Annotated in this window: 15 protein-coding genes and 8 pseudogenes; 5 read left to right on the forward strand and 18 right to left on the reverse strand. The window is 40.4% G+C overall.

What is annotated here, in order from left to right; translation table 11 throughout:
- Positions 1-21 precede the first annotated feature (21 nt).
- Positions 22-1,305, forward strand: coding sequence for a vWA domain-containing protein (locus tag PN838_RS25010; protein ID WP_272182395.1), 1,284 nt, complete (start codon positions 22-24; stop codon positions 1,303-1,305).
- A 156-nt stretch (positions 1,306-1,461) separates the two neighbouring features.
- Here the strand turns inward: PN838_RS25010 and lipA are convergent.
- From lipA to PN838_RS27745, 16 genes and pseudogenes are all read right to left on the reverse strand, one after another.
- Positions 1,462-2,432: pseudogene (lipA, locus tag PN838_RS25015) on the reverse strand (lipoyl synthase).
- Positions 2,433-2,542: 110 nt separating this feature from the next.
- Positions 2,543-3,112 (reverse strand): annotated as a pseudogene (gene lipB, locus PN838_RS25020) (lipoyl(octanoyl) transferase LipB); the annotation flags it as partial.
- A gap of 5 nt (positions 3,113-3,117) precedes the next feature.
- The gene (gene ybeD / locus PN838_RS25025; RefSeq protein ID WP_215964757.1) at positions 3,118-3,390 is read right to left on the reverse strand and encodes a DUF493 family protein YbeD; all 273 of its coding nucleotides are present in this window, start codon (positions 3,388-3,390) and stop codon (positions 3,118-3,120) included.
- Positions 3,391-3,477: 87 nt separating this feature from the next.
- Positions 3,478-4,633, reverse strand: a pseudogene (locus PN838_RS25030) (serine hydrolase).
- Positions 4,634-5,112: 479 nt separating this feature from the next.
- A complete protein-coding gene (locus tag PN838_RS25035; protein WP_272182396.1) occupies positions 5,113-5,265 on the reverse strand; it encodes a hypothetical protein in 153 nt (50 codons plus the stop codon).
- 122 nt (positions 5,266-5,387) lie between these two features.
- Positions 5,388-5,878, reverse strand: a pseudogene (locus PN838_RS25040) (septal ring lytic transglycosylase RlpA family protein); the annotation flags it as partial.
- Position 5,879: 1 nt separating this feature from the next.
- Positions 5,880-6,995, reverse strand: a complete 1,116-nt coding sequence (gene rodA / locus PN838_RS25045) for a rod shape-determining protein RodA (RefSeq protein WP_272182397.1) — start codon at positions 6,993-6,995, stop codon at positions 5,880-5,882.
- 1 nt (position 6,996) lies between these two features.
- Positions 6,997-8,927, reverse strand: a pseudogene (gene mrdA / locus PN838_RS25050) (penicillin-binding protein 2).
- 20 nt (positions 8,928-8,947) lie between these two features.
- Entirely contained in the window at positions 8,948-9,418 is a 471-nt protein-coding gene (gene rlmH / locus PN838_RS25055; RefSeq protein WP_272182398.1) for a 23S rRNA (pseudouridine(1915)-N(3))-methyltransferase RlmH, read from the reverse strand.
- Between the two features lie 15 nt (positions 9,419-9,433).
- A complete protein-coding gene (gene rsfS / locus PN838_RS25060; protein WP_215964763.1) occupies positions 9,434-9,772 on the reverse strand; it encodes a ribosome silencing factor in 339 nt (112 codons plus the stop codon).
- 102 nt (positions 9,773-9,874) lie between these two features.
- Positions 9,875-10,207 (reverse strand): Mpo1-like protein, encoded by a 333-nt coding sequence (locus PN838_RS25065; protein ID WP_272182706.1) that lies wholly within the window; start codon positions 10,205-10,207, stop codon positions 9,875-9,877.
- A 176-nt stretch (positions 10,208-10,383) separates the two neighbouring features.
- A complete protein-coding gene (locus PN838_RS25070; RefSeq protein ID WP_334313450.1) occupies positions 10,384-10,965 on the reverse strand; it encodes a GNAT family N-acetyltransferase in 582 nt (193 codons plus the stop codon).
- A gap of 377 nt (positions 10,966-11,342) precedes the next feature.
- Positions 11,343-11,783 carry a DUF4426 domain-containing protein gene (locus PN838_RS25075; protein ID WP_252736568.1) on the reverse strand — a complete coding sequence of 147 codons (441 nt, stop codon included), beginning with the start codon at positions 11,781-11,783 and terminating at the stop codon, positions 11,343-11,345.
- A complete protein-coding gene (locus PN838_RS25080) occupies positions 11,783-12,325 on the reverse strand; it encodes a YggT family protein (protein WP_215964766.1) in 543 nt (180 codons plus the stop codon). The genes PN838_RS25075 and PN838_RS25080 overlap by 1 nt, the downstream gene beginning before the upstream one ends.
- Before the next feature lie 19 nt (positions 12,326-12,344).
- Positions 12,345-13,186 (reverse strand): annotated as a pseudogene (gene proC, locus PN838_RS25085) (pyrroline-5-carboxylate reductase).
- Between the two features lie 18 nt (positions 13,187-13,204).
- Positions 13,205-13,893 (reverse strand): annotated as a pseudogene (locus tag PN838_RS27745) (YggS family pyridoxal phosphate-dependent enzyme).
- Positions 13,894-13,945: 52 nt separating this feature from the next.
- Between PN838_RS27745 and PN838_RS25095 the strand changes: the two are divergent.
- The 3 genes from PN838_RS25095 to PN838_RS25105 all read left to right on the forward strand — a co-directional run bounded on the left by PN838_RS25095 (position 13,946) and on the right by PN838_RS25105 (position 16,714).
- The gene (locus tag PN838_RS25095; RefSeq protein WP_272182400.1) at positions 13,946-15,007 is read left to right on the forward strand and encodes a type IV pilus twitching motility protein PilT; all 1,062 of its coding nucleotides are present in this window, start codon (positions 13,946-13,948) and stop codon (positions 15,005-15,007) included.
- Between the two features lie 12 nt (positions 15,008-15,019).
- Positions 15,020-16,144 carry a PilT/PilU family type 4a pilus ATPase gene (locus PN838_RS25100; protein ID WP_215964770.1) on the forward strand — a complete coding sequence of 375 codons (1,125 nt, stop codon included), beginning with the start codon at positions 15,020-15,022 and terminating at the stop codon, positions 16,142-16,144.
- A 366-nt stretch (positions 16,145-16,510) separates the two neighbouring features.
- Positions 16,511-16,714, forward strand: coding sequence for a hypothetical protein (locus PN838_RS25105; protein WP_215964771.1), 204 nt, complete (start codon positions 16,511-16,513; stop codon positions 16,712-16,714).
- Positions 16,715-17,146: 432 nt separating this feature from the next.
- Here the strand turns inward: PN838_RS25105 and PN838_RS27750 are convergent, their stop codons facing one another.
- Complete coding sequence (locus tag PN838_RS27750; protein ID WP_370661070.1) at positions 17,147-17,749, reverse strand: hypothetical protein; 603 nt, start codon at positions 17,747-17,749, stop codon at positions 17,147-17,149.
- Between the two features lie 312 nt (positions 17,750-18,061).
- Here PN838_RS27750 and PN838_RS27755 point away from each other — a divergent pair, with 312 nt between their 5' ends.
- Entirely contained in the window at positions 18,062-18,274 is a 213-nt protein-coding gene (locus tag PN838_RS27755; protein ID WP_370661071.1) for a hypothetical protein, read from the forward strand.
- 65 nt (positions 18,275-18,339) lie between these two features.
- On the opposite strand, the pseudogene rne reads toward PN838_RS27755, so the two are convergent.
- Positions 18,340-20,014 (reverse strand): annotated as a pseudogene (gene rne, locus PN838_RS27760) (ribonuclease E); the annotation flags it as partial.
- Positions 20,015-20,171: the final 157 nt, after the last annotated feature.

Below are 20,171 nucleotides of genomic sequence, written 5' to 3' on the forward strand. Positions count from 1 at the left end.
GATTAAATTAAGGACGAAAGAATGAATAAAATTACCACAATGTGTTTTGTATTGGCTTTGTTAGGAGGCTGTGGTGAAGTGGTTACTGAAAGTGCTGACTCCGATACAGAAATCGTCACAGAGACTCCCGTTGCTGATGGCACAGACAAAACAAGTGTCGATTCTGATGCTTTATGGTCTGGAGAAGTCAGCCCGTCTACCGGTACGGAAACCGAAATTCAAGCCGGCACATTAACGTCTGGCGATTATGACGACTTACTTAATCCTGCACTTTATTCAGATTATATAACCTCTATTTTACAGGGGTCAGAAGAATTTTCTGAATTTCCTACCTTTGATATTACTAATGCAATTAAATTGTCTGTTGTTGATATGGATGACAAACCATTCGGTGGTGCAACGATTTCAATACAGTCTAGTGATACTGGGTATTCACTTTCAACACCTAGCGCTGGTTGGGTTCACCTTTATCCTGCATTAGATAGCCTATCAGATACGGTTGATATTACGGTTACTTATGATACTTATTCAGTTTCAAAAACAATAAAAATTAGCGAATTAGGCGACCAACGTACTGTTGATTTCAAAATAGAAGACTTTGCAAATTCGCCGTCAATGTTAGACTTGATGGTGGTAATTGATACAACAGGAAGTATGGGGGACGAACTGGCTTATCTTAAAGTTGAACTGGCTTCGATACTGAATGAACTCTCAGTTTCATTAGGCGGCATTGACCTTAATTTAGGATTGGTTATGTACCGTGATGATGGCGATCTTTATGTTACTCGAGTCTTTGACCTATCAAGTGATGTCGACCAAATTCTCGATGACTTGTCAGAACAGAATTACGATGGTGGTGGTGATTACCCAGAGGCGATGGAACGAGGTATTGGCGAGGCATTACAACAACAATGGCGTGGACAGGCGACCAAAATGATGTTGTTAGTCGCTGACGCGCCACCACACGACGAAGCGTTAATAACAACCTGGGAACTTGGCCAACAGGCACGTGAACAGCAAATTCATATCATCCCGATCGCAGCCAGTGGTGTAGCGTTAAAAGCTGAGTTTGTAATGCGCGGTTTGGCGGCGCTAACACACAGTCGGTATATATTCCTAACCGATGATTCAGGCGTTGGTGGCACCCATGAAGAGCCAACAGCAGACTGTTATGTTGTGACACGTCTCGACAGTAATATCCGCCGAGTGATATTGGATTTGTTCACAGGCGCTCGTACTGAACCAACAGAAAACGAAATTGTTCGAACCAAAGGTAACTATCAAAATGGCATCTGTGGCGAATAGTGCGCAATCATTCATGTGATATCGCACTTTAGGTTTTAACTTTAGGATTAAATGATTAATCTTGGTTATACGATAAAGCGATGTAAAAAAGGCGCCCAATGTGATTGCAATGGGCGCCTTTTATCTAATAGAGACTGATTTTACAGTCGACTATTTTTATTTAACCTCTTCACCAGCTGCTTGTTTGTCCGCATGATAACTAGAGCGTACAAATGGACCAGAGGCCGCATGTTTAAAACCTAGGTTGTCAGCTTCAGCTTTAAAGATATCAAACTCAGCAGGCGGTACATAACGTTCTACTGGTAAGTGATGTTTACTTGGTTGTAAGTACTGGCCAATAGTTAACATGTCTACGTCGTGCTCGCGAAGATCTTTTAGTACTTCAATTATCTCTTCGTTTGTTTCACCAAGTCCAACCATCAGCCCTGATTTAGTATCAACCTCTGGATGTTGTGCTTTGAATTTTTGAAGTAATTCTAGTGACCACTTGTAGTTAGCACCTGGACGAGCTAAACGATACATACGAGGCGCTGTTTCTAAATTGTGGTTAAACACATCCGGTGGTGCGGTCCCTAAAATCTCCAGAGCAGTGTCCATTCTTCCACGGAAATCAGGAACCAAAATTTCAACTTTAATGCTAGGGTTATGTTTACGAATTTCAGTCACACAATCAGCAAAGTGTTGGGCACCGCCGTCACGCAAGTCATCACGGTCAACAGAGGTGATAACAACATATTTAAGGCCCATTTCTTTGATGGTTATGGCGAGCTTTTCTGGCTCTTGAGCACTTGGAGGCAATGGGCGTCCATGAGCAACGTCACAAAATGGACAACGGCGAGTACAAATGTCACCAAGAATCATGAAAGTTGCCGTGCCGTGGGTAAAACATTCTGGCAGGTTAGGGCATGACGCTTCTTCACATACAGAACTTAACCCTTGGCTACGCATCGCTTTTTTGATGTTGTCGATTTTTCGCTCGACTTAGGCAATCTGATCTTCAACCAATCAGGTTTTCTTAACATGGTTTCGCGTTCAGTCGGCATGATCTTTACCGGAATTAGCGCCATTTTGTCTGCATCACGTAATTTAACGCCTGCTTCTAATTGAGATGTTTTAATTCTGCTCATCGTTTTTTCAACTAACCTTTGTTCAAGATCCGTTATGCCTTGTGTGATTTCAATGTCCTTCGCATTAAGCGAAAGCGCCAGTATTTTTGTCAGTCTATCTGCAGCATCAGAAACGTGGGAAGGCCCGCCAATCTGATTAGACTGGACCATTTCAAGTCCAGCGTAGCCACATGGATTAATTCGCAAAAACGGTTCCATATCCATATCTACGTTTAACGCAAGGCCATGAAAACTGCAACCTTTACGAACCCGCAATCCTAGGGATGCGATCTTTTTCTGATCAACATAAACACTAGGAGCGTCTTTTTTGGATATGCTTCAATATCAAATTGTGCCAGTAAGTCGACAATTGATTGTTCAATTTGAGTAACTAATTCACGAACACCTATCTTACGGCGACGTAAATTAAGCAATAAGTAAACAACAAGTTGGCCGGGACCGTGATAAGTGACTTGACCACCACGGTCTACTTTAATGACCGGAATTCCACCGGTATTTAACAAATGTTCTTCTTTACCTGCTTGGCCTTGTGTAAATACCGGGTTGTGCTCGACCACCCATAATTCATCGACGGTGTCGTCGTTTCTGCGGTCAGTAAAGTCCTGCATTTTGTGCCATATTGGCTCGTAATCAGAACGACCAAGTTGACGAATAACAAGCTTGTCATTTAGGTTGGTCATGACGACTAAAGTACCACACGCACAAGTTCAAGTGCACCAAGTTCGTTATAAACAAGTTCCATATGGTCTTTGCTTGTCACAGTTACCGATATAGAAAGTGAATGGTAATTGCCTTTACTGCTCGGCTTTATTTTTGGGACGTAATCACCCGGAGCGAGCCTTTGTAAAACGGTTATGACGTGAACCGGTAAGTCGTCGTGCGCCACGCCCATGATTTTAAACGTTTGCTGACAAGGAAAATCCAATAACTCGTCAAATTTCGTATCTTTTACTGTCATGTTAAAACCTCATGTTTCGTAGGGGTAAGGTTTAATAAAACCGAAAAACCGATCTTTAGACCGGTTTTTTGTTACTCAACGTATTTATTATAGGTCGAGTTTCTTTTTGACGAAGTCTTTTATCTTTTTAAAGACACTGCCTTCATTCACTTCATCGAGTGAAACTAATGGATATTGGGTAATGAGTTCGTCTTCAATTTTTAACGTCAGAGTCCCAACAACAGCGCCTTTATTAATTGGGGCTTCTAACTCTTTATCAAGAGTGAAACTTGCTGTTAATTTTTCTCTATAACCACGAGGGATAGTAATTGGGGTGCTTTGGTTTATACCTAAACGTACTTCATCTTTGTCGCCCATGTAGATTTTTTGCTTGGCAAACTCAGTACCGGCTTCATAAGCGGTTAAAGTTTCAAAGAATCGGAATCCGTAATTTAATAGCTTTTTGCTTTCAACTTTACGCGCTCGCTTACTTGCGGTACCCATAACAACCGCGATAAGGCGCATTTCGCCTTTTGTTGCTGATGATACAAGTGAATAACCAGCAGCGTCTGTATGACCGGTTTTAATACCATCTACATTGAGGCTTTTATCCCATAACAAACTGTTACGATTAATTTGAGAAATGTTGTTAAACGTGAAGTCTTTTTCTTGGTAGATTGCGTATTCTTCAGGAACGTCGCGTATTAAAGCGGCACCAAGTTTAGCCATATCGCGGGCGGTAGTCATGTGGCCATCTGCAGTTAAGCCATGGCTATTCACAAAATGAGAATCATGTAGGCCAATTTTTTCAGCGTACAAGTTCATTAATTGTGCAAACTGATCTTCACTCCCGGCAATATGTTCTGCCATTGCCACACATGCGTCGTTACCTGATTGAATGATAATGCCCCGATTTAAGTCAGAAACAGAAACTTCTTTCCCGACTTCGATGAACATTTTTGATGATTCTGGGAAGTTCTTTGACTAAGGCTTTGTGACTAACAGTTACCATGTCCGTTAATGAAATTGTGCCGTTTTGAATTTCACGACCAATAACATAACTCGTCATCATTTTTGTCAAACTTGCAGGGTTAAGTTGCTCATCCGCATTTTTTTCAGCGAGAACCTTACCAGTGTCAAAGTCAATTAGAATGTAACCCTTGGCATTAACTAAAGGCGGGTTTGGGACTAAAAAGTTGGCGTTAACGTTCAGGGTGAAAACCGTGGCAGATACTAAGATAATTCGAGTTAATAATTTTTTCATGTTTTAAAATTGAATTCCAATAACAGTAGTTAAATACAAAAGGATGAGGCGTGTTATTTAGGGTCGATATTATCCACACGTTAGCTAAGCATGTCTAGCAGACCAGTGAAATAACCGACAATTTGTTTAATCTAATGGTATACCCCTAACAAGTGACAAATTAATGGCTATGGAGTTCAGGGTTTTACGAAATAAATAAGGTTTGAGATAAATTCATGCGGTGGCCTAAATGGACGCAAAAATTTGCCTATTGCCTAGCCCAGAGGAAGATTGCAACACAAATGTCGAGCGAAGGCGTGACTGTTTCTGGTCAAAGTAACTGTTTGTTGGTCGTCAAAGCGAATTTACGACAACGAATACGAAAACTAAAGTGGGTCCGTTTAGCTCTGCGACATGATAAATAGTATGTTCTTATTAAGAGTACTAAAAGTCGAGAACCCAAATGTAAGCAATCTAAAAGTCTGAAATCGGAAATTCGACTATTTTGAATAGGCTTCCAATGTTGCCTCTGGGTAACCAAAGTCATGTACTTTTTGTTTAAGCTGCTTGGCATCTTTTTCTGAGCCAAATGGGCCAATTATCAAGGTTTGGTGATGTGAGTCGTCAATAAACTTTGAGTCAATATGTAACATATGACTAAGCCCTACAGCGGTATCACGGACTTCATCACGAGATTGAAACCCAGAAACTCTTATTTGATACTGTGACGATTCAAGCGCAACAGTAGGCTTTTTAGGTTTGAGAGGGGTGGTAATATCGTTTCGATTTTCACATTGGCAGTACCGGTGTCAAAAACCCCAATTTTCACTGCCGCTGAATAGGATAAGTCAATGATACGACTTTCATGAAATGGCCCTCTGTCATTCACTCGGACCACTACGGTTTTATTATTTGAAAGGTTGGTTACTTTTACATAGCTAGGTAAAGGCAGAGTTTTATGCGCCGCCGACATGGCATACATGTCATAAACTTCGCCATTTGAGGTTAAGTGCCCATGGAATTTTTTGCCATACCAAGAAGCAATGCCTTGCTGTGAATAAGGTTTCCTATCTCGCATTGGTTTGTATTTTTTCCAAAAACGATGTAAGGATTATTGCCACGTCCCACAGGCTCGTGTACTACTTTTGCATCTTCGAGTTCCATTGCCGTTGGCGGGCGAACGGGTGCGCTATCGTGTTTGTGATCATATCGACCACTGGTACAAGACGCCAATAATAAGGCTACAAAGACAAATACAAACTTCATGTTAACTCGCTAATAAACGTTTATTGGTGCTAATTGCCATTAAAATACCAAAACTTGCCATTAACGTCACAATAGAGGTGCCGCCATAACTGACGAGTGGAAGCGGTACACCAACGACAGGGAGAAGGCCGGAAACCATTCCAATATTGACAAAGAGATAAACAAAAAAGGTTAAGATCAAACTGCCAGCCAGCAATTTAGCAAAGCCTTCTTGAGCCCGAGCCGCAATATAAATACCTCGGGCGATAATAAAGGCATATACAGACATCAGCATTAAAACCCCAATAAACCCAAACTCTTCACTAAAGACTGAAAAGATAAAGTCGGTGTGGCGTTCTGGTAAAAATTCCAGTTGCGACTGTGTCCCGTGTAAAAATCCTTTACCATTTGTGCCGCCTGAGCCAATGGCAATTTTTGATTGAATAATATGATAGCCAGAACCGAGTGGATCGCTTTCTGGGTTTAAGAAAGTAAGCACACGTTGCTTTTGATATCCATGCATCAAGAAGTTCCAGAGGATATAAAGGAAGGGCACAGATGCACTGAGCAAACCGATAATTATCCGAAACCTTAAACCCGCCAAAAACAACACAAAAAATCCACTGCTGGCAACTAATATGGCGGTGCCTAAATCAGGCTGTTTGGCAATAAGTAGCGTTGGAATAGCGATTATTATAAAGCTAAATAGCGTATTTTTACTCGAAGGGGGCAAGGTAAATACACTTAAAAACCACGCCATCATCATAGGTAAAGCGAGTTTCATTACTTCAGATGGTTGGAATTTAACGATTTTTAAATCGAGCCAACGTTGGGCTCCTTTACCCATATCGCCAAATAACAATACAGCGAGTAAAAACGCAACGCCAAGGATATACAAGTGGGGTGCCCATTTTTGGTAAGTAAATGGGGATATTTGTGCGACGACAATCATCACAACGATGCCAATGCCAAGTCTAACCGCTTGTCGAATAACCATATCCATGTTTTGACCGCCGGCACTATATACGACACACATACTCAGCGCCATTAGTGTCAATATTCCGAGCAATAACGGAATGTCGATATGAAAGCGAAAAAACAACGAACTACGACGTTTTTCGTGTTCAGTTTTTGCCATCTTATTCTCCGGCCTTAACTGTAGTTGAAACGGGCGCTACGATATCAATTAACGGAGCAACTTTTCGTTTACTCGGAATACCTAGTGCAAAATACAAATCCATCATTTGCCGTGCAATCGGCGCAGCGTTAGAACCACCACCGCCAGCATTCTCGACGGCAACCACGATAACAATTGACGGTGAATCAAAAGGCGCAAAACCAATATACATGGCGTTATCGCGCTGACGTTCAGCAACTTTTTCTACTTCATACTCTTCGTCTTCACCAAGAGAGAAAAGCTGCGCCGTTCCGGTTTTTCCCGCAGAACTATAAACTGACCCTACGAAGGCCGAACGGGCCGTACCGTTATCAGCATTTACAGTATCGTACATGGCCTTTAAAATGAGATCCCAATTTTCAGTTTCTACGTCATCAATTGGCTCACGGATTTTAACGGGGGTTGCTTGATATTCGCCTTGATTAGTGATCCCTGTGACGATCCTAGGCTCGATGACCGTACCTTTGTTGACCATAACCGATGTTGCCATCGCAAGTTGAATTGGCGTTGCTGTCCAATATCCTTGGCCTATACCAATAGAAATTGTATCGCCTTTGTACCAAGGTTGCTTAAATCGTTCTTTTTTCCATTCCCTCGAAGGCATATTGGCTTTGGATTCTTCTTTTAAGTCGATGCCAGTGTAATTGCCAAAGCCAAACCGATGCCCAAATTTACTAATTTCATCGATCCCTAGCCGATAGGCTAAATCATAGTAATAAATATCGCAGGATTGGCGGATAGATAATGACAAGTTAACATGGCCATGACCGGACGGTTTCCAATCTCTAAAACGACGTTTAACATCTAGGTTTGGAAATCGCCAATAGCTAGGGTCCCATATAGTGGTTTCGGGGGTAATCAATTTGTTATGCAAACCAAGTAATGCTAATTGTGGTTTAACGGTTGAAGCCGGTGGATATTGGCCCTGCGTTACCCGGTTTAACATAGGTTTGTCTTTAGAATTAACAATCTTAGAATAAAGTTTTTGGCTTATACCACTAACAAAGTAATTAGGGTTATAACTTGGATTACTGTACAGAGCTAATATTGAACCGTCGCGTGGATCCATTGCGACAATGGCTCCGCGATTCCCGTCTAAAATTTCTGGGCCTTTTTTGCATTTCAACATCAATGGACAAGTGTAAGTCGCTGCTAGGAATAGGCGGCGTGACACTAAGTTGTCTAATCACTCGACTACGGTGGTTAACTTCAACTTCTTCACTGCCAGTTATGCCGTGGAGTTGCGTCTCGTAGAAACGTTCAATTCCTAATTTTCCGATACTCCGTGTTGCGGCATAGTTTTGAATTTGACTGTTTTGTTCTAAGCGATGAATGTCTTTTTTATTTATTTTTCCGACATAACCTACTGCATGGGTCAGAAATGAATCATAGGGATAATAACGCGCTAAACGAGCTTCGATAGAAACACCTAAACTTGTGTTGGTGAACACTAAAGGATGCAACTTCTTTTTCAGTCAATTTTGTCTTAATCGGCATGCCTTTAAAGCGACGCTGGTATTTTATTGATTTTTTAAACGCGCTGATGTGCTCTTCTGAAAGTTCGATAACCTCACTAACCGCAGCGATAGTTTCATCCATATCGTCGACGAGTTCGGGAATGATCTCCAATGAAAACGTCGGCTCATTGGTTGCCAGCACATTGCCATTAATGTCTTTAATTACGCCACGATTAGGTGCAATCGGTTGGACTTTTATTCGATTGTCGTTAGACCGAGTTTGGTAAGATTGGTAAGAAGCGACTTGTAAATAATAGAGATTACCGATTAATACACCCATCATGCAAACCACAAAAACAAACGAGATTATAGCTCGACGCGCAAATAAATTTGCTTCAGCAGAATGGTCTTGGATTTGATAGGAGTTACGGCGCATATGATTGAATTATATAAAAATCATTCTCTATGATAAGGATGATTATTATTTAAACTCCAAGCTCGATATAGACTTTCCGCCACGATAACGCGAACCATCGGATGTGGCAAGGTTAAAGGTGATAGGGACCATTTTTGTTCTGAACGTTGAATACACTCAGGTGACAAACCTTCAGGGCCACCGACAAGTAGACTGACGTCTCTGCCGTCCATCTGCCAACGACTCAGTTGCTTAGACAGTTGGTGAGTATCCCAAGGTTTACCGGTAACTTCTAACGTTACTATGCGATTTGATTGAGGCACAGCCGCTAGCATTTTTTCGCCTTCGGCTTGCAAAATACGAGGTATGTCTGCGTTTTTACCGCGCTTCCCGGCGGCAATTTCGGTGAGGTCAAACTGGCAGTCTTTTGGAAATCGGCGCTGATATTCAGCAAAACCGATTTCTACCCACTTGGGCATTTTGGTGCCAACAGCAACTAACTGAATTTTCATTTGGTCAGTCGCAATTTATTCGTCATTTGAGCTGGAGGCTTGCCAAAGTTTTTCTAATTGGTAGAAGTCTCGAGTGGCATCTTGCATCACATGCAGAACAACGCCGCCTAAATCCACTAAAACCCATTCACCTTCAGTAAATCCTTCAATACCAATCGGTGGATTGTCAGAATGCTTAGCTTCAGTTAATGCGTGGTCTGCAATAGATTGCACATGTTTTTTAGAGTTGCCTGAACAAATTACCATGTAATCGGTAATCGAAGATGTTTTGCTGACATTTATAGTTTGAACATCACGAGCTTTAAGACTGTCTATATTTTCTAAAACAGCATTTAATATTTCTTTATTTAACAAAGTAAGTTTGGCCTATTTATAATTAAGGTTTGTAATTTTACGCGTCACAGCCCGATTTGTAAAAGTGTTCGCGGATTTAATCCCAAATTAATGGCACAAACCTTATTTTGAGGTGGATTTTGGAAGCTTTCCAAATAAAAAGTCTTTTAACATGACCCAATCACCAAGAAAACTATAGAAAGGATAGGTAAAAGTGGCGGGGCGGTTTTTCTCAATAAAAAAATGGGCGATCCAAGCAAAGCCATAACCAAGTAGTGGCAAATACCAAAATACATAATATTGGGATGTGAACAGACCATAAAACAAAGTTAACAGTACCAATGTTGAGCCAACGTAATGAAGGGCTCGGCACATTGGTTTGCTGTGTTCAGCAAGATAAAAAGGATAAAATTCAGCAAATGATGAAAATTTTTGAGGGGGGCATCGTTCATCTATTCATCTCCCTTTGTCGTTGTTACGCTTTTTCACTTTTGTTTCGAATTTACATTCAGTTTATCTAAAACATTATCAGACAATAAGGTTAACTTGTTTGCCGCTAAGTCTGTATTGAATGACGTTTTACTTCTCTCTAAACATGAGCGTACCGCAAACATCGCCGATGGTGATATCTTCTAGTTCTTTATAATTGCCACCGTCAAACAGAGGCTTGTTTTTTCTTTTGTAACAAAAACCGCTACACCTTTAGATAGGCTATTTTCATTAACAATTGAATCAACGGCTTTGATCAAATAATGGCCCAATCCTAAATGTTGATGGTCAGGGTGAACGGCAATAAATGTTAATAAATGATAGTGGTCAAATGGGATAGCAGCGGCGACACGTTTTTCTTTTTCGATCATGTTTTTAGTGCTTAAATAGCCTGCGTTGATCATCATTTTTAAGCGCCAGTGCCAAAAACGTTCTGGTTCCAATCCGGTTTGCGGTTCAATTAAACACGCAACAGCGAGTAAATGTTCATCAGAATAGAGGCCAATCATAGGCTGTTCAGTTTGCCAAAAAGCCGCAAGTTCTTCGCGGATCGCAGCACGAAGACGCTTATCGTAATCTGGACGCTCACTTTCGAAAATATGTTTAAATACAGGATCTTCGTGATAAGCAACATAAAGCAACGAGGCTGCGAGATTAATTTCTTCTGCCGTTAATAAAATTGCTTTAATTCCTAAGTCTTCCGAGTGTTCTTGTGTAGCAGACATTCGTTTACAATCCTTATTCATTTGAGTGAACATAACGTACCAATATATTTTCAAATCGCCAAGTATAAATATTCAACGATTCACTGAATTTACAATTTTTAGTTTAAAACGGCAAAATATTTCTGAAGATTGGTTCACAATATGCTTTCTGATTGATAGATGACTTTGCTCCGTTCTAATTTTTTTATAATGGAATGTTGGGATGTTATTTGGCAGTTACAACGAGGTATAAAGAGGTATAACGAGGGCTAGTGCAAAGGTCGATTTTAGGGCTGGCTTTTACAGGTGTGGCTGTCAAAACAAGAAGTGAGGTCAATTGAAAAGAATTGACCTCACGACTTAATGGTTTCACGCTAACCTAAATTCCTCAGGAGGGGTTAATCAACATAAAATTTTTGGTCAAATTTTAATTTTTCTGACCGGTCACCTAATTTGATATCAATATCAAACTTATAGATTTCTTCATTACTAAATTTCAGTTGTGCTAAATAATAAATAGCGTCTCCCTCTTTCACCTTGCTAAATGATAACGATTTAGTTTGGCCAAGTAGGTTCCTTGCTGTTCCGGTAACATAGACATTTTTTGCAGCGTCATTATTTTGATTGTCTAGAACGGAAATATTTACAACCCCCATATATCGACTACGCTGCAATTCGTAAGTTTTAGCTACCGTTGGGTTTAGAAAGGAGCTTGGAAAGGCGATGTAATGAATATCCCAATCACCTTTTACGACCTTTTGTTCTGCCGATACAGTCCATGACGTAAGGACCATAACGCAGATAAAACACAGTGTTTTTAAATTTATTTGACTGCTCATTAAAATACCATTTTTAACATTTCATTAACTAATATTTGAACAAACTGCAGTCCGATTAAAAATACAATTAGGCTTAAATCCAATCCACCAATTGGTGGAATGATTTTACGAATGGGCGCCAATATAGGGTCTGTTAGTTGGTGTAATAACGCTTCGACCGGATTATAACCCTGTGATATCCAACTCATGATGGCGCGGATAATAGTTACCCAGAAAACAATAGTGAATATTTCTTTAATCACAGTAAATAAACCAGCAATTAAAATTTCAGGAATTGGAAATCCGTTACTAAACAAGGCTTGGATTGCGACTATTTTTAGTGTCGCCACTAAGTAAACAAGTACAACGCCAGCCCAGTCGATACCGGCAACACCGGGAACAACTCGACGTAACGGAACTAAAAGCGGATTTGTCGCTTTAACTACAAATTGGCTAACAGGATTGTAAAAGTCTGCTCGAACCAACTGTAGCCAAACACGCAGAATGGCAACCATGAGATATAAATCAAATAAGGTTGAAATTAAAAAGTGAAACGCTTGCATATATAAAGTACCTTAATAATTATGATAATTGGCTAAGCTCTTTTGCTCTTGCGATATTTGCATCTAAAGCATCGGCAGATATGGCGGACAAATTATTCTGTTCATAACAACGGATCGCCTCTGCGGTTGTGCCACCGGGCGAAGTGACATTTTTCTCAGTTGCTCAACTTCAATCGTGGCTTGTTGCGCCATTGTTGTTGCGCCAATAGCCGTTTGCTTTACCATCAGTTTAGCTTCTTCGTCAGAGAATCCTAGCGATTTAGCTTTTTCAATTAGTCCTTCCATAAACAAGAAAAAATACGCCGGACCGGAGCCCGAAATCGCCGCTACAGCGTCAATTTGTGCTTCTTCATTTAGCCAAACCGTTTCGCCAACACATTTAAATACAGTCTCAGCAACCGCTTTGTCCTGTTCGATTACATCCTGATCAAACGTTGTTATGTCAGACGCTGAATAAATGCCCGTCATGCCAAGGCCTAATACTGACGGCGTATTTGGCATAGTGCGGATAAACCTAACATTGCCAATAATGTCTTTATAGCTTTGACTATTAAGACCTGCAGCAACGGTGACAACAAGTTTTGAACTAAAATCGACGCCGTCTGCCACCAACTCTTTAAGCATTTGCAACATCATTTGCGGTTTGACGCCAAGGATAACAACATCTGAGTGTTCGATAGCCTGACGGTTGCTGCAATTTGTAATAACACCGAGTTCCGCATGCAGTTTTTCGTTTTTCTCTTTGCTTCGATTGGTGGCATAAATTTGTGTGGCTGGGACGCCAGCGTTAACCATACCAGTTAAAATTGCGCCAGACATATTGCCTGCGCCAATAAATGCGAATGTTTGATTTAATGTCATAAATAGTTTCTTGTCTTTTTAGTTTCTTGAGCCAAAGATGGCAGTGCCAATTCTTACCATTGTGCTACCACTCGCGATTGCTAAATCCATATCACCAGACATTCCTAGCGACAAAGTGTCAACTGTAGGATATTGATGTTGCAATTGCATAAAACAAGTGTGCATTTGGATAAATTCATTTTTAAGTTGTTGTTTGTCGTCATGTTGATCGGGAATAGCCATCAGACCTTTTAGTGTCAAGTGCGGTAAATTGTTTATAACGTCTGCTAACTCTTCTACCTTTGTTATTAATACCCCCGACTTTTTGTCAGAGTTTGATATGTTCACCTATGGATCAAAATATTCAAATTTTTTTCCAGTTGTTGTGCGTGATTATTGAGTCGAATTGCGATTTTTTCACGGTCAACACTGTCTACCCAATTAGCGGCTTCTGCTACGATTTGCGTCTTATTACTTTGAATAGGGCCGATATAATGCCATTCAATGTCATTTAGATGTGCCAGAGCCTTACATTTTTCATTTAGTTCTTGGGCATAATTTTCGCCAAATATACGTTGCCCACATTCATATGCCGCTATAATGTTGGATAAGGGTTTGGTTTTACTTACCGCCATAAGTTTTACATTAGTTGCTGATTTTTCAGCTTTTTGAGCCGCCATTTGAATATTGTCGTGGGCAGTTGACAGGCTATTTGCTATGGTATTTATAAGTTCTTTTTCCGACATGATTTTTGACTTTAATTAACTCTAGGTTATTAGTATGGATATTACCGAATTATTAGCGTTTAGTGTGCAACATAAAGCATCCGATTTACATTTGTCAGCTGGCTCACCACCAATGATTAGGGTTGATGGCGACGTGAGGCGCGTAAATATTCCGGCATTGGACTCGAAAGAAGTTCAATCGCTTATTTACGATATTATGAATGATAAGCAACGTAAAGAATACGAAGAAAATTTAGAAACGGATTTTTCGTTTGAAGTTCCAGATCTGGCGCGCTTTCGTGTTAACGCATTTAACATGAATCGTGGTGCTGGTGCGGTATTTAGAACAATTCCGGCAGAAGTGTTGTCATTAGAAGAAGTTGGCGCTCCTGATATTTTCAGAGATATTGCTGATAACCCTCGTGGTCTAGTTCTAGTAACCGGCCCTACCGGCTCGGGTAAATCAACAACGTTAGCAGCAATTATTGATTATATTAATGCTAAACGTCACGACCATATTTTAACAATTGAAGACCCTATCGAATTTGTTCACAACAATAAGAGCAGTTTAATTAGTCAACGAGAAGTACATCGAGATACGCACAGTTTTAGTAATGCATTACGTTCGGCATTGCGTGAAGATCCAGATGTTATTTTAGTTGGTGAATTACGAGATCTTGAAACCATACGATTAGCAATGACTGCAGCAGAAACCGGCCATTTAGTCTTTGGTACTTTGCATACAACATCGGCCCCTAAAACAATAGACCGGATTATTGACGTATTTACAGGTGAAGAAAAAAGCATGGTTAGGTCGATGTTATCTGAATCTCTGCGCGCGGTAATTTCTCAAACCTTATGTAAGAAAGTCGGTGGTGGACGTGCCGCAGCTCATGAAATAATGATTGGTATTCCGGCAATACGTAACTTAATTCGTGAAGACAAAGTCGCGCAAATGTACTCTTCGATTCAGACTGGTGCAGCACATGGCATGCAAACAATGGATCAGTGTTTAATGAATCTCATTAATATGGGCTTGATTACACGAGATGAAGCATTAACAAAAGCGAATGACAAAAATATGTTTAGCCAAGGTTTTGGCGGCGGCGGATTCTAGGACGGAAATTATATGGATTCTATAGATAAAATTTTTGAAAAGATGGCGATGCAAAAAGCGTCAGACCTTTTCATCACGGTAGGTTTGCCAATAAGTGCGAAGATTAATGGCGAATTAACACCACTTGAAAGTGAGCCTTTGTCAAAAGACGAAGCTCAGGAACTTGTTTTTAGTTGCATGAGTAGCAAGCAACAAACTGAGTTTGAAACAACTAAAGAATGCAATTTCGCGGTGGCGAATGATGTCGGTCGATTTCGTATTTCGGCGTTTTGGCAGCGCGATCAAGTTGGTATGGTTGTAAGACGCATCGTAACCAAAATACCTGATGTGGATGAGTTAGGCTTACCACCAATCCTTAAAGACATGATCATGGCTAAACGTGGGTTATTGTTATTTGTCGGCGGCACTGGCACAGGTAAATCAACAAGTCTTGCCGCGTTGTTAGGCTATCGAAACCGTAATTCAAAAGGGCATATTTTAACCATTGAAGACCCAATCGAATTTGTTCATGATCATAAAAAATGCATCGTTACCCAACGCGAAGTTGGTATTGATACACCATCGTTTGAATCCGCACTGAAAAGTTCGTTGCGACAAGCACCTGATGTGATCCTAATTGGTGAAATTCGTTCCCAAGATATTATGGAATATGCACTGTCTTTTGCTGAAACAGGTCATTTATGTGTAGCCACATTACACGCAAACAATGCGAACCAAGCAATTGACCGAATTATGCATTTAGTGCCAAAAGAAAAACACGACAAACTTAAATACGATTTGGCCTTGAACTTAAGAGCAATCGTCGCCCAACAACTTATTCAGACATCTGATGGGTTAGGGCGTGTGGCAGCCATAGAAGTACTACTAAACTCTCCTATGGTTGCTGAGTTGATTAAGAAAGGTGATATTTCTGGACTTAAAGAGGTAATGGCCAAATCCAAAGAAATGGGAATGCAAACTTTTGATCAGGCATTGTTTGAATTGTATCAGCAATCTCGGATCAGTTATGCAGACGCCTTGCATCATGCAGATTCACCAAATGATTTACGATTGATGATTAAATTGAGAAACAATGAGCAGACGGGTTCTGGTTTTCTTCAAGGTGTGACTGTTGACGGCTTAGAGAAAGACGAATAGAAATAGCCTTGTCATTCACAATTGTAATTTAGTTTTATTTACGATGCCGACGCACTGTCGGCATAGTTATTCTAATCGAACTTCAAGCATTATTATCCCTCTTAACTTCGAAACAAAATCCGATGAGTGCTAAATGGAACCTAGTTTGATGTGACTCTCTAGGCCATAGACGCTTAGCTAGCACATTGTGAAAACGTAAATTGCTGTGATAAATGCAATCGATAGGTCATTAAATTAGCTTATAACTAAAAGTGTAAAATAAACACAATATATTAGTGCTTTTATTCTAAAAATTGATTAGAATATACACTCTATTAATTTAGAGCATAAACTCAATCATTAATTTATTTTTAAAGGATAGCAATTATGACTTTCGCAGAACTCGCAACAACATTATTGATCACAGCAACTCCAGTAGATGCAGCGGCAATTGATAAAAATATTATCAAAGTTGAAATTCAAAACTCTTTACAATCAGAACTTAGCTTGATTAATTTTGAACACCAAGTAAAACCTGTATTTGCAGCTAAACTTGACAAACAAACATCAGTTAACGAAAACGCTGAATAATTACACCAGTTTATTAGCATTTCCATATATTATATGGTTCCAAAATGCACAATGGCTGAGTTTTTATCCGCGTTAGTTTTATCCTGATTTACATAAAGAATTATTAAAGAACCGTTTAGTTAAACGGTTTTTTTCGTCTTAAATTTGGTGTTTAGTTGTTAACTTAGTAACTCATCAAAAGTAACTCACCACAAGTAACTCATCACAAGTAAACTTAACTTAATCATCCACACCCGATAGCAATCCCAAATATCACAGTGGCTAGGCGCTATTACAAGTTAAGGAATGACTTTCTTATTCTTGATTTAAAATGTTCATGAGTAAAGCTAAGGAAGTCGTAGTTGTGTGGGGATGGCATATTTTGTCAATATTAAAGCCCAAATTTTGGACATAAAAAACCGCTCATCAGAGCGGTTTTTAAACGACTTAACGTTAAAGCGTTTTAGTCGCTTCAGATGTTGCACTGTTGGTTGCATTGGATGCACCAGCAGAGCGGCCTGATACCGTAATTGCAGGACGTGACTCGATAGCCATAGCCACTAAACTTTCACCAGTACCTGCTACTACAGGCGTTGGTTTTGTCATCGGCGCGCTAGCGAAGCCAATCGTTGCTGATTTTGGTTTAACAATTTCAGTTTCGACCTTAGTCTCAGCTTTTACAACTTCAGCTTTCAATTCGGTTTTAGCAGGTTCTTTTACTTCTTCAGCCGGTTTAGGCTCTTCCGTAATTGGTGCTTCAACTTGATCTACTTCAGCTTTAGGCGTATCGACAACGTCAGTTTTCACCTCAGGAGCCGCTTCAGCTTCAGGGACAGATACCGGAGCATCGACGCTTTGAACTTCTTCAATCGTTTTGGCAGCCGGTGTCAAATGTTCATGCGTTTGATCAAATGTTGCATCAGACTCAGGATAACGACTTTCAACTTCAGCAGCTGTTTTGACAGATGCGAGTTGTTTAATCAATAAACGTTGTGCTTTAGTAACAAAGACTTTATCTGTTCTTAGTGGGCGTTTAAACCTATCTAAACCCGTCACTTTAACAACCGCTTTTTCTACAACTGGTTTAGCTGCTTCTGGCTGTTTTGTCGGTGCTTTTTTAGCAACGTCAGTTTTAGCAACTTCAGTTTTAGCAGGCTCTGCTACGTTGGTCGCCTTTTGTTCGTTTTGAACTTTAGGTTTAACGTTTTGTTTCGCCGCTACTGCCGAGTCGTCTTTTTGAACTCGAACACGCTTACGATTGTTACGACGCTGACGACGTTCAGCGAGCTTCTCTTCTTTCTTAGGAGCAGGCGCTGCTGTTTTGGTTGTCGTTGCATCTTCGTTTTCATTAGTACGAGGCGCATTCTTTTGACGATTGTCATTCTTAGGCTTATTCGTGCGTTCCTGTGGTTTTCTACCACGCGGTTGTTCTGCACGTTTGTCATCGCGGTCTTCGTTATCGCGTTTGTTGTTACGATTACGATTACGGTTGCCATCAGCATTTTGGTTGCGATTGCGACTGCGATTTTTGTTGTTATTACGACGATTGTCTTCACGTGGCCCATTGTTGGTATTACGTGATTTATTTTGCGTCTTCTTAGTCGTTTCTTCTTCAGATTTGAATAAGTCAGTAACAAACTTAACAAGTTTACTAAATAAGCTTGGACCAGCTGGCTTAGCCTGTTCTGCTGCTTTTGCTGGAGCCGCAGTCGGCGCCGGAGCAACAGGTGCTGCAAAACCTTTTAATACCGGTTGTTCAATCTCTTTTTCATCGGAATAACGATTTCTTGAGTTGATTCTGCAGTTTCAGGTTTGGTCACAAGTTTAAAGCTTGAGTCAGCAATGTCTTCATCAATACGAACACGCACAACATCATAATGTGGTGTATCCATATGGATGTTAGGGATGATCATTACGTTAACTTTATTGTTAATTTCGATGTGGCGAATAGAGTCACGTTTCTCATTTAACAAATAAGACGATACAGGAACAGGCACTTGCGCTTGAATTTGAGCTGTATTTTCTTTAATAGCCTCTTCTTCAATAATACGAAGAATAGAAAGTGCTAAAGACTCATTACTACGGATTGTGCCTTGGCCATCACAACGAGGGCAAGTATGTTGGCTTGCATCACCTAATGAAGGACGTAAACGTTGACGTGACATTTCAAGCAAACCAAAACGACTGATTTTACCAATTTGCACGCGTGCACGGTCTTGTTTAACACTGTCTTTTAGACGGTTTTCAACTTCGCGTTGATGTTTTGGTGGTGTCATGTCAATAAAGTCAATAACCAACAAACCACCTAAATCTCTAAGGCGCAGTTGACGGGCAACTTCTTCAGCGGCTTCTAAATTGGTATTTAGGGCCGTTTCTTCGATGTCGCCACCTTTAGTTGCTTTTGAAGAGTTAATATCAATTGATACTAGGGCTTCAGTTGGGTCGATAACAATTGAGCCACCAGACGGAAGACGAACTTCACGTTGGAATGCCGATTCAATTTGCGACTCAATTTGGTAATGAGTAAATAAAGGTACGTCGCCTTTATAAAGCTTAACGCGTTCAACAAAGTCAGGTCTAAATAGTTCGATATGACCTTTTGCCTCATTAAATACGTTTTGGCTGTCGATTAGAATCTCGCCTACATCACGCTTAAGATAGTCACGTATCGCACGGAATACGACGTTACTTTCTTGGTGAATTAGGAATGGAGCAGGGCGACCGCCAGCAGCTTGTTGGATTTTATCCCAATGTAATAGTAGTGCACGTAAGTCGTATTCAAGTTCTTCATACGATTTACCAACACCAGCAGTACGAACAATTAGACCCATGCCTTTAGGCAATTCTAATTTGTTTAGCGCTGTTTTAAGTTGTGTGCGTTCGTCACCTTCGATACGACGTGAAATACCGCCTGCGCGTGGGTTATTTGGCATTAATACCAAATAGCTTCCAGCTACAGAGATAAACGTCGTAAGGGCTGCGCCTTTTTGACCGCGTTCTTCTTTTTCAATCTGAATGATAACTTCTTGACCTTCTTTCACCACTTCTTTGATGTTAGGTCGGCCTTGAAATTTATAATCGTCAGGGAAGTAATTGCGGGCAATTTCTTTGAGAGGTAAGAATCCGTGTCTATCCGCACCATAGTCGACAAATGCCGCCTCTAGGCTCGGTTCAACTCGAGTGATAGTTCCTTTGTAGATGTTGGCCTTCTTTTGTTCATGACCTTGGACTTTCGATGTCAAGGTCATACAAACGCTGACCATCAACCAACGCGACACGCATTTCTTCTTGTTGCGTGGCATTAATTAACATGCGTTTCATATATATAGTAGCTCTTTATTTTTTAGGGCCACGTTTCACACATTTTTACCTGCACTATTGAACACACCTAGGCGCTGTATAGTTTCTCAACTAGTTATTGCTTCATTTCAATCGTCTCGATTGTAATCAAGGGTTTCAAATTCTATTTGTCAGAATA

Origin of the sequence: Psychrosphaera algicola (assembly GCF_028401425.1) — a bacterium.
Taxonomy (GTDB): Bacteria; Pseudomonadota; Gammaproteobacteria; order Enterobacterales; family Alteromonadaceae; genus Psychrosphaera; species Psychrosphaera algicola.

Excerpts from the sequence above, each read along its gene's own strand:
- PN838_RS25010 (WP_272182395.1), top strand. The coding sequence starts at position 22 with ATGAATAAAATTACCACAATGTGTTTTGTATTGGCTTTGTTAGGAGGC.
- ybeD (WP_215964757.1), bottom strand. The coding sequence starts at position 3,390 with ATGACAGTAAAAGATACGAAATTTGACGAGTTATTGGATTTTCCTTGT.
- PN838_RS25100 (WP_215964770.1), top strand. The coding sequence starts at position 15,020 with ATGGATTCTATAGATAAAATTTTTGAAAAGATGGCGATGCAAAAAGCG.
- PN838_RS25075 (WP_252736568.1), bottom strand. The coding sequence starts at position 11,783 with ATGAGCAGTCAAATAAATTTAAAAACACTGTGTTTTATCTGCGTTATG.
- PN838_RS25035 (WP_272182396.1), bottom strand. The coding sequence starts at position 5,265 with ATGTTACATATTGACTCAAAGTTTATTGACGACTCACATCACCAAACC.
- rodA (WP_272182397.1), bottom strand. The coding sequence starts at position 6,995 with ATGGCAAAAACTGAACACGAAAAACGTCGTAGTTCGTTGTTTTTTCGC.
- PN838_RS25105 (WP_215964771.1), top strand. The coding sequence starts at position 16,511 with ATGACTTTCGCAGAACTCGCAACAACATTATTGATCACAGCAACTCCA.
- PN838_RS25095 (WP_272182400.1), top strand. The coding sequence starts at position 13,946 with ATGGATATTACCGAATTATTAGCGTTTAGTGTGCAACATAAAGCATCC.
- PN838_RS25080 (WP_215964766.1), bottom strand. The coding sequence starts at position 12,325 with ATGCAAGCGTTTCACTTTTTAATTTCAACCTTATTTGATTTATATCTC.
- PN838_RS25070 (WP_334313450.1), bottom strand. The coding sequence starts at position 10,965 with ATGTCTGCTACACAAGAACACTCGGAAGACTTAGGAATTAAAGCAATT.
- rlmH (WP_272182398.1), bottom strand. The coding sequence starts at position 9,418 with ATGAAAATTCAGTTAGTTGCTGTTGGCACCAAAATGCCCAAGTGGGTA.